The organism is Candidatus Erwinia haradaeae (assembly GCF_900698965.1).
Lineage (GTDB): Bacteria > Pseudomonadota > Gammaproteobacteria > Enterobacterales > Enterobacteriaceae > Erwinia_E > Erwinia_E haradaeae_A.
The window spans coordinates 710,888-730,873 of sequence record NZ_LR217725.1; the positions used below are offsets into that span (position 1 = coordinate 710,888).

8 protein-coding genes and 3 tRNA genes are annotated in these 19,986 nt (G+C 30.6%); 2 read left to right on the top strand and 9 right to left on the bottom strand.

The genetic code is table 11. From position 1 onward, the window contains the following. Positions 1–1,305: 1,305 nt before the first annotated feature. Together acpS and lpxP are read right to left on the bottom strand one after the other, a co-directional pair. A complete protein-coding gene (gene acpS, locus CIPSTX3056_RS02245; protein ID WP_072666326.1) occupies positions 1,306–1,686 on the bottom strand; it encodes a holo-ACP synthase in 381 nt (126 codons plus the stop codon). A 1,278-nt stretch (positions 1,687–2,964) separates the two neighbouring features. Beyond that, positions 2,965–3,885, bottom strand: a complete 921-nt coding sequence (gene lpxP / locus CIPSTX3056_RS02250; protein WP_072666327.1) for a kdo(2)-lipid IV(A) palmitoleoyltransferase — start codon at positions 3,883–3,885, stop codon at positions 2,965–2,967. A gap of 4,828 nt (positions 3,886–8,713) precedes the next feature. On the opposite strand from lpxP, the gene nfuA reads away from it, so the two are divergent. After that, entirely contained in the window at positions 8,714–9,289 is a 576-nt protein-coding gene (gene nfuA, locus CIPSTX3056_RS02255; RefSeq protein ID WP_072666328.1) for a Fe-S biogenesis protein NfuA, read from the top strand. A gap of 380 nt (positions 9,290–9,669) precedes the next feature. Here the strand turns inward: nfuA and rplY are convergent, their stop codons facing one another. The 6 genes from rplY to sdhE all read right to left on the bottom strand — a co-directional run bounded on the left by rplY (position 9,670) and on the right by sdhE (position 16,516). Further along, entirely contained in the window at positions 9,670–9,957 is a 288-nt protein-coding gene (gene rplY / locus CIPSTX3056_RS02260) for a 50S ribosomal protein L25 (RefSeq protein ID WP_072666329.1), read from the bottom strand. Positions 9,958–10,621: 664 nt separating this feature from the next. Then, positions 10,622–10,694, bottom strand: a tRNA-Phe gene (locus tag CIPSTX3056_RS02265). A 1,244-nt stretch (positions 10,695–11,938) separates the two neighbouring features. Beyond that, a tRNA-Leu gene (locus CIPSTX3056_RS02270) sits at positions 11,939–12,024 on the bottom strand. Between the two features lie 11 nt (positions 12,025–12,035). After that, positions 12,036–12,109, bottom strand: a tRNA-Cys gene (locus CIPSTX3056_RS02275). Between the two features lie 304 nt (positions 12,110–12,413). After that, positions 12,414–12,965: a CDP-diacylglycerol--glycerol-3-phosphate 3-phosphatidyltransferase gene (gene pgsA, locus CIPSTX3056_RS02280; protein WP_072666330.1), complete on the bottom strand. Its 552-nt coding sequence runs from the start codon at positions 12,963–12,965 to the stop codon at positions 12,414–12,416. A gap of 3,257 nt (positions 12,966–16,222) precedes the next feature. Next, a complete protein-coding gene (sdhE, locus tag CIPSTX3056_RS02285; protein WP_414835984.1) occupies positions 16,223–16,516 on the bottom strand; it encodes an FAD assembly factor SdhE in 294 nt (97 codons plus the stop codon). A gap of 448 nt (positions 16,517–16,964) precedes the next feature. Here sdhE and folE point away from each other — a divergent pair, with 448 nt between their 5' ends. Beyond that, complete coding sequence (folE, locus tag CIPSTX3056_RS02290) at positions 16,965–17,630, top strand: GTP cyclohydrolase I FolE (protein WP_072666530.1); 666 nt, start codon at positions 16,965–16,967, stop codon at positions 17,628–17,630. 881 nt (positions 17,631–18,511) lie between these two features. On the opposite strand, the gene dolP is transcribed toward folE, so the two are convergent. Beyond that, positions 18,512–19,084: a division/outer membrane stress-associated lipid-binding lipoprotein gene (gene dolP, locus CIPSTX3056_RS02295; protein WP_072666331.1), complete on the bottom strand. Its 573-nt coding sequence runs from the start codon at positions 19,082–19,084 to the stop codon at positions 18,512–18,514. Positions 19,085–19,986 lie beyond the last annotated feature (902 nt).

The window sequence follows — 19,986 nt, forward strand, 5'->3', positions numbered from 1 at the left end:
AACTCTATATATTAAGGAATATCCTCCTGATATCTATAATCTGTTAATTTTAAATAAATTGTAAAAGATCTAATCATATGCATGATACGATAGTATATCGCGACTATATCAGGTTATCGTGTGATGTATACGTCTCAACGAATTGTATCAGTACGAGATTAACCTAAAACCCTATTCATTTTTTTAAGATTCTGCTTGTGTCTAAGGATATAACACTCCCAGTGATCATAAGACTGTGATATTTTCCCATTCTATTATGATGCCTTGTACTCTAAAAACAGACTCATCAGGATCAGATGAAATCACTATCACTTATAGCAGAAATTTTCATCTCAGATCTCTTAAAAGAGACCTGTTATGCTTAGAGGGATTGCTAAGTATTTTTAACCATATTCATTCTGTTGCTTATATGATATATAATACTTAGTATGATTAGGGGTTAGTACATACAAGATCTAAGAAGAATGATACTAATAATATTAGTACTATGCACACCTAAAATCGCTATCATGATAAATCTTCCCCATCGTAAGAAGATTATTAAACATTACTTAGAAGCTCTATTGGCATTGAGTAACTCAATTTTATGATCCTGTTCTAGTGGGGGACCATGGCCATTTACCGTATATAGCATTATTATTCTTCTAAGTACACTAGTTGCTTTAGTGAAAAAAATCCTAATTAGCCTTTAAAATAATCATTTTTCGTGTAAAGTTTTTACACTTATGACGCCTGTCATGGCTTTACTATCCCGTTTTGTAATATCTAGATTATTAAGTGATACCGGATGGATTTTGGTATAGCGATCTATTCTTTATATACAGAGTATAGTAAAGATATAACTAGTCGCTGTATAATATATATTATTATATATACCGCTATATATAGTATCAAATCAAAGTTTTATGCACTGCTTGATAAACCATAGTATGGTGTTCATATCCTATATTTTAACAATATAAATCTGATTACTTGAGGGGCGTTGTTAAAATGCCACACAATGTTTATAAAACATAAAAGTTTAATAAAACTATGGTTATTGTAGTTTTAGTTGTAAATATAAGCCTACTAGCTTCATCAAAAGATCTGGATTATACTACGTGAGTAACCCAAAATTTAGCTTTTTGATAACCGTCAAAAATGAATGTTTTCTATCTTTTTACTTACTCTGCTGATTGACTCAAAAATATTAATCGCATTTACAGTTTACATACAGTAAAATGACTCAAAAAGTAAAGCATCATAGAGTAAAAATCAGTGCATAAAATTTTTGATAACTCATTTTTTAATAACTCATTAAAAGAGTTAATCCTCAAGAATTACCATAGCACAAGCATATTGCCTTTCATCAGAAAATGTGACATGAATGCGTGTTACACATAAAGTCTGCGCTATGATTTTTGCATGTTTTAAAAGGCACAAATAAGGCCTGCCAAGACTATCATGGCAGGTTTCTACTTGATTGAATGCTAAACCACCTCTCATACCAATACCAAATGCCTTAACGGTAGCTTCCTTGACTGCAAACCGTTTAGCAAGAAAAAGTTCTGGCTTGAGATTTTTTTTATATTGACTGAATTCAGCATCACTTAGTATGCGCTCTGCGAATCGATCGCCTACCTTTCTGATTGTCGAAGCTATTCGAATAATTTCTACGATGTCAATTCCTACACCACAAACAGACATTATGAAGTAACGCCAAATAGCTGCTTCATATCGTATTTGATCTTATATAGCTGATGTACATATCACCACCTATTGTATTTATTAAGATTTTACACCTACAAAAAAACAATATATCTGTTCTCATTTGTCTATCCAATATTTAGATTCAATGCAATCATATAATCTCTTCTAGCGATCATTAGCGAAACCAGGTAAAACTCAAATCTCTATGCGAGAACTAGTTAGATTTTTTAATTATTTTATGTTATCACAATAACTGGCATGACATAAAAAATGATTTTTTATCACTTTTTATGTCTGAATGTAATACGTAATGACTAATTATATGCATAATATGTTGAGTTAGAGATAATATGGAATATATTCCAAAAGAGTAGCATTGCCAAGTATATGCAAAATTATTTAAATTTTTGCATATACTGACTGCTCAACAGAATATGCATATGCGCATGACCAACAGGCTCTACTCACTCTCTTATATTGCTGTTTCCAGTAAAGTTATTCTACTAATAATCATCGTAATTTTACCACTCTCGATGAGTATTTGATAATCATTCATTATTATCAGAGCATCCGCTCTTTTCTCATTGTTGATCTAGTTGAATCCAGTCGATCTTTAATAAATATGAAAATTGTACTAAAAATTATCATCATAATTATCATTATAAAATATACGCATACTGGCTCTAAAAGTTTATATAAATATATAAAGTTAAAATATATTTTTTCATCTTAATCCTAATCTAGTATTCAATCATAAATCCTGTCTAAACATATTCTAGTACTAGACAACTATTAAGGTTTATTGAAATGAAAGGGTTTTCTAAAAAAATAATTATACAATCCTTATAATTATTATTCTTAATGCAGTCAGTTTTTCCTCTCTAGCTCTCTATATTAAACCATAAATTAATAGCTAGTCTCTCTATTATATAGAACTATCTTGATAGCGCTCTAGCTTTACCGAAACAGCTATCACTCATAAAAAATCCAATAAAATGATTATCTTATATTGCACACTGCGTTAATGTGTATATCACGATGGACTCTACTGTTTGAGTAGAGTTACAAATTACTATAGTATGTACTCAGTACAGATATACATAACTGATTTATTAAAATTTATAGTGCATAATGTAATCCAAAATCTAAAGCCATTACAATGAACTTCTTAATCATTTACTAAGCAGCGATTTAATAAATATCTATTGATTAGATCAATAATATTGATTTATGTAAAAAACCGTTTATGACTTAATAGTCAATATTTAATTATTATTAATATATTGATCTTAAACCATTTGGCCGTGTTTTAAATCGACGATGTAACCACATATATTGATGTGGAGCTCGCATGATTTCACGTTCAATAATTTGATTAATATATCTAGCCGCCTGCATTTTGTTTTCTATTGGATAGTCTTTAAGCTCTTCATGTATGAGTAACTGATAACCACTTCGATCATTTTTTCGCACTAATACCACCGGCATGAGTATTGGTTTTGCTAAGCGTGTAAGCACCCAGGTACCACTAGTTGTGGCTACCTCAGGAACAGCAAACCACTGCACAAAAACACTACCATTTGGACCATAATCTTGATCTGGAGCAAACCAAACAGCGTCACCGGCTTTTAGTATATGCACTATACCGCGTAAATTGCGTCGATCTATCATTGCTTTATTAGAGCGCATTCTACCTCTGGTTTGAACCCATTCGATCACTTTATTATTATGTGGACGATAAATAGCTGTCATAGGATGACATAAACCCATAGTTCGACCACCCATTTCAAGTGACATAAAATGCACACCAATCATAAGAATTCCGCGGCCAGTTTTTTGTGCGGCCTTTAAATGATTAAGACCTTCAACGCTAAACCAATGCTTAATGCGTCGATCAGACCAGAACCAAGCCATACCTGTTTCTAATAACCCCATGCCTAGGGATTCAAAGTTACTATTGATAAGGTGCTCTAACTCATCTTTAGGCATATCCGGAAAGCAGAGTTCCAAATTACGACGTACAATATACATACGACGATGCATGAAACGCATAGATAGACGGCCCATCCAGGTACCTAAGCGATATAATAGAGGATATGGAAGCCGAACTAGAAGAAACAAGATACTAATGCCAAACCAAGTTAGCCAATAACGAGGACGTATTAAGTCTCTATGAAAATGTGATACCTGATGCATATATACTCATATACATATTAGTTGGTTAACTCTAGAGCTTTTAAAAAACTAGTGCAGTGTTTGCTGAATAAGCATATATCAAATATATTATGCCTTATATGCGATATAATTATATTCGAAAGATAAAATTCTTGCGATATCTTTTATATATATAACCTTTATATCTGGCTGTGCCTGGCATATGATTCTGTCTGATAGAAGAGTTCTTGTTTCAAGATCTGAAAAAATCCCTGATCTAGTTATTTTCAAGGAATAAAAATAAGTAATATTATGTAAATAATACGTAATTATGTAAATATTACGTATATGATATTTATCAAATAATTTCTGCTAGCTATACATACCGCATAGCAATTCGCTATTATTACTATCTAATTATTACCATCTATATGCAGGAACTATTTTACAGAATAAACACTGGCCTAAATATATTAAGCATACCAAAATGTAAGATGTCTATCCTATACATGCTACTAAAAAATATTCATAATACTCTTAATAATTTTAATGATCTTGCGCTAAATTAGATCAGCTGCTTTAAATCTAGAGAAATTTTATTTATACACTGAATCTGATATGCTGCTACAGCAAACAGTATAGTTATTATGTTAACTCCGTTAACTAACCAGACATTAGTACTAATACAATGAAACAAGGACCCAGTATTTATTGTTGATACAAAATTGACGTCCCACTCGATCTCTATTTATCATGATAAGTCTCATAGTAATACTATTTTATATATAGTCTTTTCTCTACGCTTTACAGAAATTATGTACTACAGAAATTATGTACTGCCTAAATATAACATTATAGTACACTATGTCTTGAATATTAGGTAAGATATGTAACGAGTTTCTTTTATCTGCTGCGCTTCTATGAAAAAGTACACCTTTTTGCATCAAAAAGATAAAAGATATTTTCAAACTAAAGCGGCTCATTTTAATAATGCAGCATATATCACATTCCTCTTAACTCACGTCATATAAATCTCTTACTATATCTATCAGTTGTTATAATGTTATAGATAAATTGTTTTAATAGATGCAATGTTATAGATAAATTGTTTGAATAGATGAAATCTATTTATATATAAAAATATATTTCTTTATTATATAGTAGCGATATTACGCGTATTTCACACTATTAGCTATTAATCAGTTGTTTTTCCAGTAGTATCACTCCAATTTATCATAGATCGCAATAGAACAACGAATGAATAGATCTCTGTAAAAGATCTCTATAACATTTTACATATGATAATTTTATGAAATCCTTTTTGATTATGAGTTATAAGAATCTTTCTCCCTGATATTTTATCATGAATAAACCTATTGGTAACCATTCAGGTACGCGAGTGTTTTGAACTGTTTAAAAAAATAAAAATAGCAAACATTACAGGCATGTAATGTTTACTGAGAATCCCAAAATTGTAGGTTATTTTAGCTGTGGCGTCACACATGTCACACATATAGGATTAGCATAGCTTGATCATTGTTATGATAAAAGTATAAACTAATTGCAGTGCATAGCATTGTCACAGCCCAAAATATATCTTACAATTTATTATACAATATAGATGTTTAGATAACAAACCACAATATCTATATTCTAAATATATGAATAGATTTGGACTAAAGAATCACACACCCTTATTCAGATTAAGTAATAGTTGCAATTCTTCATGTGTGTAGTACCTACAGTCTTACACGTGCTAACTGTAAATAAAACCTTTTGTATATCACGATAGATCCTAAAAGGATGTTGTCATTTTATAAAAAGATTGTCTACATCATAGACATTGCTAATTACCGATCTATATCTCTCATAGAACTAAACAAGACGCAATAAATAAAAAGCATAATTATATTATATGGAATGTTAAAGGTACTTGGAGTGTGTGGATCTAACTTTTATTAATAGTTTTGTAATGTTTTTGATCAATCCATTGAACTCAACTATATTGTACACTACGATACTCTCATATAGAAGTCCTTGACTCTAACAAGACTGAAAAAGAATAAGATATTCAATTAATATTTATACACACATCCCTCTATCACCCCTGATGCAGAAAATACATAAACATGGTCTATGTTGTAATAGACCATAGCATGTATCGTGAATATTAGCAAGTTAGTATGCTGTTTTCGTCATTGTAGATGTACTTAATACAATTGCTTATCTAGGTAAATATAATGATATTTGATCTCAAGAAATATTTTTGCTATTTTTAAAATATAGAATTATTCAAATAAAATACATAAATAGACTGTACTACGATCAAAAATCGTCTAATTACTATTAGTCTAATCACTATTAATACTACATAGTTGAACAATTAGTATTTTCACAATATTTCTAAAAATTCATTGAATCTATATTTATTAGAAAAAATAATTTCTCGTATTCAGTCAGCATGAATCTACCTCAATAGATAATATTATTATAGTGACAAAAGTTCTCAACAGAAGCATTATCTATGTCTGCACAGGGTAAGCTAAATAGATTCTTACATATATAAGAGTCTCACTACCACCTTGCTGTCAGGTTAAAGATTTTGTTTAATGCCTTTATTATAGCAACATTTAAAATCACCTGATTAACGTCGTAAATGGTTAAAGAATCCTCCAAGCTCTATTGATCACTCTTGTTGTGACATCGCAATAGATGCCGTGAGCTCTTAAAAAAAATTACAGTAAATCTTTTGATTTCTTTTATTAACAGATGCAATGCTCAATGAGCAGTGTAGTACCTTAAGCATCTTTTTCTAAAAATATCATCATATTAACTCATCTCAGTTGAACTAATATATGTTTTGTGTATTTTCTTGATTGCGTACTGTGATATATCTAACCGCAGAAATATACTATAAAAATTCTAGACGAAAACAAGATACTTGATAATCATGTCTACCAATCGAAGTATGCTATACAGTGAAAATTCACTAACTATTTACTAGAACACTATTAATACTTTTTTAAGGCTATTATGATAGGAGTAACAGAAGATGTTCACATTACAATTCTGATGCTGATCATGCTATTATTATTAATTTTTGATCTTTATATAAAGAATTTGACTATGCGATAAGTTGAAAATATTGTGTATTGCTATGATTGAGAATTAAGATGATGTTAGTGATTTGTGCGAGAGCTCTAACGTTGCTATTTAAAAACAATTCACCTGATTAGCCTAGCGATTAATTGCTATTAAATCCTATCTCATTATCGTCAAATACGACTAATACATGATGATATAATTACAGTCCTAACATCATACCATAAATGTTATTAACCAATCAGGTCACATACCTTAGAATTTTCATGAACGAAGTCGCTGCGATATTTTCAGGAACTGCTCATATTATTAATATATATACTATTGAGGTTCTAATGGCCAATAGTGATATTACAGGCTATGATAGTTCATAAATTGATTTTTTACTAAAAATGATGTCTGTTACCTATCATCTATCTAACATTGATTTTATTCGTCCCCTGTATCTCATAAGAGCGCACTATATTCTGGATTGGCAGTATTGCGACTAGAGACATGATCATCTATGATCACTGCAGTTATTAGGTGCAAGCGCATATTACTGTTTCGCAGTCCTGCTGTTCAAGTAGATCTATTTAGTACACATCATCACTTCCATGAATATCTACATCAGAAAATACCTAACTCAGTCTCTTATGATTTTAGAATCAAAAATGGATACATAACTTCATACAACCTTTAGAAAATCTAGAAAATCTAAAAGAATGCGTGATAGCGTGATGAATTTATCCATTAGTTAAATCAAAACTCACAAGTCTACTCTAAAAATAGACGTCCTGGTAAAATTAATAATATTAACGTTAGATAATATAAATTTATTAGTAAGCGAGCGCAAATACTCACAGTCAGTTACATTTGTATATAAGTAAAACCATCGAATATCTATGCAAAATACGACCTCACTAGTTATATATGTATATGCGTTATTGGCTGATGATCAGGATTTCTAGTCTCAAAAGTAAGATGCTTAAGCGCAATAAAAATAAACATAATTAATCGTATACCCACTCATCTCTATGCTCTTCCGATAATGAGCTGCTTCCATCACTCTGAAAAACATCATAAAAATACAAATGCGTATAAAGCGCATAGAACACACTGCAAAAAATCTTTTATATCCGCTGGCTATATTAATAGTAGTAGTTGTTATTTTTATATGACTCTGTCAAGACATTCAATAAATTTTAAGTATGCATGCTCTTTAATCAACTATCAGTACACAGTCTGTGTAGTAGATCACAGTATAATATAGAGCAAACGCAGAAGTAATATAATTTAGTGTTTTATGAAAACTATATCCTCTTACCAAAAACGTAACTAGATAATATCGAGATCCCCCGATAAATGATATTAACCGTCTATTCTATATTAGTTTGAAAGTGTATTCGTAAAATATTTATATTTCAATACCTACCTTAATTTTTAATTTACATCCATAATAAAACAGATTAGCAAACTAATACCTCCTACAGAGGATGAAGAGCTTCAAGAAGAACTCAAGATAATCTACAAGATAATCTATAACAATTAAAATCTTAAGAGATGCTCTTAATTTTTATCTGACTTACTATTGCAGCGCCAAATCTTTAACATTACAATTATATGCTTGCATAAACTCTGATTGAACTATCTGCAGACTCATAAACTTCAAATTGTAAAAACCTATTAATTGTGAATCTAGTAACGACTAATATTTTGATCTCATCTTGTAGATCCAAAGAAAATTTTTTATTATAATACAAAACCAATCAACTATTGAGCATTAGTCATGATTATCATTACAAAATCTGCCCAAGAACATTTTTCTAAACTGCTATCAACACAGCCTCATGGTACTCAAATTCGCGTATTTGTACTTAATCCAGGTACCTCTGCTGCTGAGTGTGGTGTAGCCTACTGTGCTGGGGATGAGGTCAGCACGCATGATATCGAGTTAAAATTTGATAAATTATCAGCATTTATTGATAATGCAAGCGCTCCTTATCTGCAAGATGCTGAAATTGACTATATTATAAATCCAATGGGTTCTCAACTCACACTAAAAGCACCTTATGCTAGAATGGGAAAAATTAGCGATGACGCATCACTTTTTGATCGTGTAAAGTGGGTTCTGCAAGCACAAATAAATCCACAGCTAGCAAGACATGGCGGAGCAGTGTCTATAGTTGATATTACCAGTGAAGGATATGTTATCCTAAAATTTAGCGGAGGTTGCAATGGTTGTGCAATGGTTAATGTAACTATCAAGGATGGCATTGAAAAAGAGCTATTAGCTCAATTTTCAGAACTAAAAGGTGTAAAAGATCTAACTGAACATCAGTATGGCGATCATTCCTTCTATTAATAACATGAAGTAAGATGACAGCGTCTTAGCAGATATTTTATTTGAACTAACAGTGTCTTATAATATAGCTATATGATTTTAATATAGCAGCACGATACAAATCAGCGCTCAAACCCGTATTTTATTAGATAATGTGATAGATGGTATCATTAAAATGCTTTAGTATATATTAAATATATATGTACCTTATAAGGTATCAAGATACATATTGATAATCTATCATAAGAATGTATATAATTAAAAGTTTATAACTTAATTGAAGTTACAATGTTTATCAATCAGTGATAAGATTACAATGATAATTGTTAAGCTATGTATAAAAAATTTCATTTGTTTTTTTATTGTATATCCATTGAACACTTATTTTCAGGAATAGAAAGTCATTCCATACGAATAAAATCAATATGTTGTAGTTTGTCTTTAAATGGATGACGCTGTATAGCGTGCACTTTTACTGGAATTTCTGTACCATCTATGATAATGGTTAGAATTTCCTTATAAAAATGAATCTTTGACTGAATATTCATAATCAAGTCTTGATTTAGCATGATAGGCCAAGGAGTTATTTTCCTACCGTAAATAATTGCAGGTAATTTATCCGCTCTACGTAAACGACGACTTGAACCCGTACCATATGTCTTACGGCTTTCAGCATGAATGATAAACATATAAATTCTCTTTAAGTTGGATAGGTCTTGTGTTGAATAGGTCTTGTACGGGAATCTTATAATATAAGTTGTTATTATACAGGTTTTGTAGTCCGATAGAGAATCATCACTCTGTATTAATTTGATCAGAAATACACATGTTATAAAAAATATCTATGTTATCACATATCTATCTGATCTCTATTGCAGAGATTTAGTATATAGTATACCTTGATCGATACATCCATAATAGTCGAAGTCTTTATATCTTACTGTGTCTTACTGTGTATATTATCGCACCATCCGATCAGATTTGGCTATTTAGTATTTAGGATGTGCAACTTAAATGTATACACTAGTATACATTTTATTAATAAGCGTTAATTATTTATTTAAAATAGCGCATATACCATATAGAATCTGAAAATATGATTTTTCTCATTATCATATAAAATACAACCATATCAGATCAACAGTATCTGACTACTGCTACGATACAGATCTACACATTATTAGTAGAATTTGATTGACTTTGATATAGGTGTAATAACACCAATGCAATACATGTAATAGTATTACAGGATTTTAATCCTACAATCCTCCGAACATCTATAAACTTAGTATACTACATGATCTACCATGATCTGCTCTAAAAGTCACATCTTACTTAATAAGCTTAAAATGATGCCCGAACTTGGAATCGAACCAAGGACACGGGGATTTTCAGTCCCCTGCTCTACCGACTGAGCTATCCGGGCTGTATTATTTATTACACCGTAAACACCTGTGACTGTCAACGATTTTATTATTGAGTATACTCATATAAGTTTGATCTGCAATATAACTAGATTACCACCCGATTAATGATACGATCGTTTCTGTATTCTCAAATCTTACAAAGATTGTCATAGATGTATAATCTTAGTACTAAAAATTTATAACATCTTTTATCATCCATCGCTTTTATTATCCATCTAAATACAGCAGGTGGGCCACTTGATCACTGACCGTCTTGTTATTATTATCGCGATATGCAGTTGTTTCATACAAATCTTAACATATGTATGAGTAAAAAATAGTTGTATCAGTCAAAAACAATCTGAGATATAGCTGAGTCATAATTTTATGTATATATCACCATAAGATATCTATCTGATTCTAGCAACATACTAAACCTAGAAACTCTAATGCTGATTGCATCTCTAAGATCTGTTAAGATAATCTCCGTATTTCATGGCAGATACAAGGGAACATAGGAGTTTGTATTACTGTTAGTGGATAACTATATCTACTAAATATACTGCGAGCAACTTATTTGACTGAATCCAATTCTATTGGACATGAACTGTATATGTATTTTTATTAAGTATTATCAGTTTTTATTGAAAACTAAGGTATGTTTTAGACATAGAATACATCATTTTATGTGTGATCAACGTTTTTATGAGCAACAAAAAATAGAATTTAGAAGAGTTATCAAAATATAGGTATTTAATAAAAGATTCAAATATATATGGGCTTATGATAGATGTATTACCACTGAAATATATAAAAATATAAAGTATTAACTCAGTCGCATTAGAGAGATATCACGAAAAATCACTAAGATTATATTATAATCGTATAATGTTCCTAATCCTGCATATATACAATATACGATGATTTTCGATACCTATCCTTTCCTTATTATACATAAAATGTATATTTTTCTACTTTCGATATATATAGTATATGCCGCAGTATTTTCTTATATCAATAAGTTCTTGTATCAATAAGCATGAAGTTCTTGTATCAATAAGCATAAAAGTGAACATAAAAGAATGATACGCTAGTATTTATTAGGATCTTGTTCTATAAAATCATACGTATTACCTGCCTAATAAGTATGAGGAAATATTTGCTAGAATATACTATACTAGTATCTAGTATATCGCACTAATCTATACTATATAATTGATATTAATAGCTAAAATAACTGATTGAATTTTCATTAAAGTCATAGTGGTGCCCGGAGCGGGACTTGAACCCGCATAGCTATGCGCCGAGGGATTTTAAGTCCCTTGTGTATACCAATTTCACCATCCGGGCTAAGTGTAAGATGGAGGCGCATCTCGGAGTCGAACCGAGGTGGACGGATTTGCAGTCCGTAGCATGACCACTCTGCCAACGCGCCTTATGATCGATTGTTACAATATAACCCTTTAATGATTATGTTGTTATTATTGATCATAATAACAGTTTTTTTATTTTTATTTTTAGTTTTAGGTAAAGCTTCCATGCACTCAATAGCTATGCATTTCAATATTCGCGATTAGTAATTGGAAGCTAGATATTTTTTCTAATGAACTATATAAAATAGTAATAATGATAATATATAGACATATAAGACTAATACATAACATTGTACTAGTATGTGAACACGAGTCAATTAAATTTTTCTTAATTATTGTACTACTATTCTTCTAGGGCAGCTATGTTCATTTCTTTTTCAGCCAATAATGTCGTGATACATAGAAATATTGCAACATAGACCAAAATGTTAAAGCCGCTGCAATATATAATGTTGTAATACCTACTATTTTTACGATATTATTTGGATGCCAAAGTAATGCGAATAACGCAAGCATCTGTATAGTGGTTTTAGCCTTGCCAGTCCATGACACTGCTACACTATTACGCTTTCCTATTACCGACATCCATTCACGCAAAGCAGAAATAATAATTTCACGAGCAATCATAATTGATACCGGCAATGTAATCCACCAAGAATGAAAGCATTCTACGATTAATATAAATGCTGTAACAACCATGATTTTATCTGCTACTGGATCCAGAAAGGCACCTAATTGTGTTGTCTGTTGCCATCGTCGCGCAAGAAAACCATCAAACCAGTCAGTGACTGCTGCACAGACAAAGATTAACGCACACATCAAAGAGCTGCATTGAGATGGTAAGTAAAAAACTAACACAAAAAATGGTATTAATACTATACGCAACAGAGTGATTAAGGTTGGAATATTTAGTGGCATAATTATGCTAATTGGCTCTGTCAAGTCAATTATCTAGAGGTATTATCTTGAAAAAATATCAATCGTATTATAAGGAAAATACGATTTTTGATGCCTGCATTACTAGGAAGTGCTTTTAAGCATGTTCATCATAGTTGAGCCTAAATCGATTTATATTACATATATACATCACTGCTCTCTTTGAAAAAGATTTATAAAATCAATTCTTGCTTTTATCTTATTTTGGGATTCCCGATAGACCTAATGTATCGTCATGACATACTAGTTACTGATGTTGTACTAGTTCTGCTAGCTGTACTAATATACATAACATCTTACAATATACGATCTTAACTTGTGTTTTTAATTTATTCCGTTGATTGTAATACTCCATAATTGTACAATTATTCGATGCTTTATAAGCATACTAAACTATATGCGCACTAGGCAGTAGATAGACTTTTGGGTAGTATTATTTTCTTTGCTTGTATCTGTATTCATAATTTCTCTCATCATGAGCAATAATTCCGAAATCGAGCAGTCTTATTGTGAACGGATTAGTTTTTAAAAAATCTATTTTTTAGTTTCTACTAAAAAATTACAACCTATCTCAAAATGACTTTTATTATGACCTGTGCGAACAGAATCTAATGATAGAATATTTTATATGTTCTTTGTTCACTCTTTGTGGGTTGGATGAGTTGTTTTTTTAATGATTCGTAAATCGTACTATCGATAAGATTGTGAAGTGATATTCATCACATAATGATTTACATGTATTGCGTATTAAATGTAATATATACACAGCAACTATTTATGCACTATTATTATACATATAATACATCTATATTGCTCATACAGTAGATTACTGCTAGTGCTATAACCTGTGATGATTTTATACACGATTAATGAAGATAAAGCAGAATTCTACAACGGTATATAAGAAGCTTATTCTGTGCATCAGATAACTCTATGAGTTACATCTAATTCTGGCTAGTTGCTTTAAAGATTTCTTTGAGTCGTTGCATATCTATTGATAACCTACATTAAAAATCTATCACTACCTTGTATCTAATAACGTCAGAATAATGATAATGATAAGAGGTAAAGTGCAATACATATCACCTTATGGATCATACTGCCCGATAGAATCCTGAATAGTGTTAGAGTAATGGATATTGATCAATATCATCAGAAGTAATGATAACCATCGAAAGCCTTTTATAAAACACCAAAAATATATCAAGTATCATATACTGAAACTTAAATCGCACAAATTTCCACTACATCATTTTATATTAGAGATAAGATGAGCTCCTCTAAATATAAAAACCTGAATGAAATTACGTAGACAAAAAATTATTAAAACACAAAACTAAAACTTGCTTTGTTTTTCTTAACTAAAAAGGTCCATACTGAACAAATTTTACCATTTCAAAAGACTCAACATAAGAGATCTAAGACACTGCTTAGTAACTAGTAATAGTAAAAACTAAGATAAATAATTTTCTAAACATTAAACACAGAGATACTGTCCATTGTAATACATGTTCTAATATCTCTGTTGCACCAGAGATATCTTTAAACTCAAAGTCGGGATTATACTTGATGGCCTTTTATGAAAGATTCAGATTACTAACCCAATTTATTTATTGTAGATAACTGAAATAACTGTAGAGGTTAGCAATAATCATTAAAAATATATCAGTATATATTCTTACAGTATAACTGTAGATTATGATATCTATTTCTATAACTTGTTAGAATCGTCTTCTAACAATTAGATTTTTTAGTGATTATTAAATCCATGGGTACCAAAAAAGAAGCTAGCAACCTAGTTGTATTATGCATTCAGCCCCCTCAAATAATATCAAATAAAGACTTTGAAAATTCTGTATTTGATGCACATAACTCACTCTATTGCCAGAGTGTCACTAGCACAGTGGCATGTTATAGACACTAGCTTCTCTGATCATTATTGTTACAGGCAAGATTTAGCATCAAATAAATTACTGCTATTATTTTTACCTCTCTAAATTCTTCAATAGTCTTAATACAGAATCAACTAATATATAACCTATCATTATTCTAATGTATGTGATTCGAAAGTTTCCAATATTCATTGGATATAATTATATGATATTGGTGATGGTGTTACTGTCAATGTCTGCGTTATAAGTATTATCCTTTCATGTAAAAACGCATTACTCTTACCATATCAACGATCTACTATATAGTAGTATAAATATATTACCATAGATAATATAGGTATCTCTATAAATATAGTTTATTAATAGTATGTCATTCAATATGAAAATAGATGTCCAACAACTTACTCTAGCGTATGGTATGGCAAAAATTCATTAACGTTATTAGAATAATAACGGACTACAACTCACGGTATAGTGAATTATACGAGATAAATTTTAGATTTATAAATACATGCCAGTCTGTAATCACATATATCTCGTATTGTGTCACTGTTATTTTTATCAAAAGTTAGCCAATCTTTAAAAAAGATAGCATCACGAAGCATTATTGATTAATATTTTATATAGTAAGATAACTCTATCGTTACCTTTTGATATAATTAATTATTATATATGCGCTAAAAAGAAAACTAATAACAGATTTTTATTTATTAAGAACATGTTTCTATACTCTCTATCAATATATCGCAATATATTGATAGAGAGTAATTCTCTTACTCTTCTTGTTTGACATCAATATAGCTAAAACATATCGGGTATAGTATACAATCTGTCTTACTTATTTTAAAAAATCCTCAAGAGAGTTTTAATAAAAATTAAATTTTAAGCTATTTAGCAAAAACTTAATGTAGTATATCTTTACAATATGTATCCTCATATCAGGTCACTGTTAAGATGTAATGCCCGATGAACAACAGGGGCTTGAGCTTATAAATACTATTACTGAATAATCGTTAACCAAATTAGAGCATTGAATGCCCCTAAAATCTATCATAAGTAGCATCAGGTCTTAAACTGTACACTTAATATTGCTCTTACTTTTAGTAATATAAATCTCTAATAGAGAATCCTAAAACTGATATAAATACCATTTAATCCAGCGAAGTAGAAGATTGCTCTTAATGCGATATCAGAACATATAAATTATATACGTACTATCAATCTTCTAAATCATATATTTTCGAATCTTTATTAAGATGGTCTCGCTGAGTCTAGTCCGGTCTAGACTCTATTGTAGACCGCATAAATTAAAAAAACTTCATATGATCGCATCATGGTTGGATACATTCATAATGTTTCAGCATCTCTTTGTTGATTGCTATCTTGTATAATACTGATAATTCTTTTAAAATTCGCATCTACCGGCTCTTCATGATTCATTAACCAACTAAATAAGTCAGGATCATCTCTCTCTAACAAGTGCGAAAAAAGTTGCTTATCTCTCTTTTTTAGAGAATCAAAGTTATATTTAAAAAACGGTATTATTAAAAGATCAAGCTCTCGCATGCCTCGACGACATGCCCAGTAAATACGTGATTTGTTTATACTATCAATATTAATTTCTGTTTTATGCTTATTCATTGTTGTTAATCTATTTATTATTACTAAAGTGTAATGCGTGTTCTTCTTTTGTGTCATATAACTTAAATGTATTATTAATTTACTCTGACTGTTTTTGTATGCAGCCTTTCAAACATATAAGTCTTGAGTGACCAAGAACAGTTAATAGTACTTGTTGATCTATTATGGTCTACAATTATAATCCTCACTATATTCAAAACCTCAAAACCTTTGCAGTATAAAGGTTATGCTTATACTATAAATACAGTAGAATATGTTCATATTGTATATCAAAATAGCATTTACAACATAAAATAAAAAGTGACCCTGTATGTTACAGTAACATTATTCCGCACCCGCTTATCTTGTTACTACATTTCGTCCCCGAACAAATAACTACGATGTGTAAGATATAAAAACCTAATCCTAGAAACATACATCGCTACTCTCACGGAGATAATATATGGAAATGGATACATGGAGTCCAGAAGCCAAACGAGTTCACGAAGCGTTACTAACCTGTGGTCTTGAGAATCCGCTTCAATCACCTCGACAAGCAATAAATAATAGCAAACGAAAGCAGATCATCGCTCAACATATAGCATCCGTCATGCAACTTTTAGATCTAAACCTAGAAGATGCTAGTCTTTCACAAACACCACAGCGTATTGCTAAAATGTATGTTGATGAGATCTTTTCTGGTTTAAATTATGCGAATTTCCCTCAAATTACTTTAGTTAACAATATAGTAAAAGCTGATGAAATAGTAATCGTGCGCAACATTAACCTAACTAGCATCTGCGAGCATCATTTTGTTATCATTGATGGTAGGGCTACAGTTGCATATATCCCACAAGATAAGGTCATTGGTTTATCAAAAATTAATCGTGTAGTGCAGTTTTTTTCACGTCGCCCTCAGGTGCAAGAAAGACTAATTCAACAAATTTTTATAGCATTGCAAATACTGCTTGATACTTGTAATGTAGCAGTCTCTATTGAGGCTACTCACTATTGCGTTAAGGGGCGTGGTATTCGTGATATCACTAGTGCTACTATAACCACCTCTCTAGGTGGACTTTTTAAGTCCAGTGATAATACTCGACAGGAGTTTTTAAAATCAGTATATGATCATTGATCAATCTACTGTAATGATTAAAAGCATATATTAAGGATTGCTCAGTTTATATCGATTAACATCTGTATCGCACGCTATAGTAGCAAATAATTTAACAACAGTCCTAGGTTTATCTGAGTAGCGATACTCATATTAGTAGCGACACTAATGACGGATGCTATCAATCTTATAATTTTATTAGTTATATTTTAGCCAAACAGGCAAAGAATATCTATCATATTAGATGATAGATATATCACATCATATCAATTATTATTGCTACTCCTGTTGCGCGCTCAACAATAATAAATACGAATGGTTATGCATAAAATAACCATTAATAATATTCATTCAACTTCTCTTACAAGAAGAACCTCATATATTACTAGTTAGTTTTATTACTGAACAGTACAATTGATTCTAAAATAATTCAAAAATTGCTTTATATGGATTCTTGCGTTACGCTCTGAAAATCTATAGTGGCAATTTAACTAATTTAACTACTGTTTTTAACTACTGTTATAAAAGCAATACACTCTCAATAGTATTAAATATGCTTTATTTAATACTATTGAGATGATACGCATCATTATGTAAAAAATAATATTTGATTAACATATAAATATGTTGATGATTTGTAATTGAAAAATAAGTGATGACTTCAAAAAGAAAAATACTGATTTTTAGTGTATTTATTCAAGATAAACTATCACCTACGACTGTTATATACCTTATTATTAATCTGTATTCTACTTACAAAATATTAATTTTTTGACGATAGATGCTACGACGGGGTCTACCTTATAGCTCACCGATAGATACCCCGATAGATATAAATAACATACTGCATATGCTTCATGAATAAAATCAGCATAGATATCTAAGTATATTTGTGTCTAGTATTACTCTATAACAGAAAAAGCAGTTGTAACATGGTTTACGCCGTGAACTCTACGCGCAATTTCCACTGCAGTGATGGCTTCTGTATGAGTTACTGTACCTAAAAGAAAAACTTCACTATTTTCAGTATGAACTTTAATATGTGAAGATTTGACCTGATTATTATAGAGCAACTGCGATAGAACTTTAGTAGTGATCCACATATCCGATGACATAGTATGTGAGTCCACCTGATGAGTTAAGCGGATTTCGTTATATACTTCATGTATGCCATGAATGGATATAGCAATGTTTTGCGCACGTTGTGATAGGGTAATATCTGGTGCTTGACCTGTAAGTAGTACTCTACCCTGATAAACAGTAGCAATTATATGAGAAAACCTCTGAATTTGCTTGTCTTGATGTAAATCATGCATTACACGAAATTCTAAAGTCGCGTCATCAATCTGAGTACCAAAAGTCCTCGGATCAGTAATCGCTTTAGTTGCTACGGCAGCGCTGACAATGATACCAGCCATACAGCCTGGTATCATTGCTATTATTACAATAAGCACACATCTAGATAATATCTGCACTTAAGCTCCTTGATATATTATATCTGGTATCATAATGTGTTCTATCTATAAGATGAGACAGATAACCTCAGCACATGTAATCATATCTTTAACTCTTAATTGATCATTTTTTAGGTTTGCGCGACAACATGCTGAAAATTTAAAAAATTACAGTATTACCTGAGTACAATGTTGAAGAATAATGATATTACATATCAATGCATTTTTAAAACTTCAGTCACATCATGAAACATGACTATACGATAAAATATATTCTTTTAATCCTATTACATAGACTTCATACATAGAAACCGCTCCTGAAGTTTTGTGAGGAGGGATAGTATTAAAACTAACTAGACTATCTATAGATAATTATAGATGTAATAAAATATCAGATATGATCTGATTACTGTTTTTATATTATTTGCTAATAACTTATTAACAGATAGATGTTTTATTAAATGTTCAGCACAAATAATGAATATTACAAATACTGATTCACACCGGGACAATCCTATTATTATTTCAATCTAGTTTTCTATCTTCCAAGATACTGATACAATACCGATTCATTATTCTACGTTTTGATATTAAGACGCCGGCCTTAGTAAAATATACCTATACTAAAAATAATCCTATACTCAATCAGTGTAATCTACATCTCTGCATCATTCAACAGTATCAGTATATTTATGATATCATCATATGTTTATATACAACATCACCAAACCATAGGATCTGTTGCATTATATCATAGGCATAATAGCCATGATAAGATTCATTCATTTAATTAATGTTATCTTAATGGAGCGCTGAATTATATTTATTCGCAATGTATTTTATACAAAACCGTATGATCATATCATTAGCCAACATACATTATAGCTCACTAATGCAAATAGAAATTTATATAAGTTAAACAT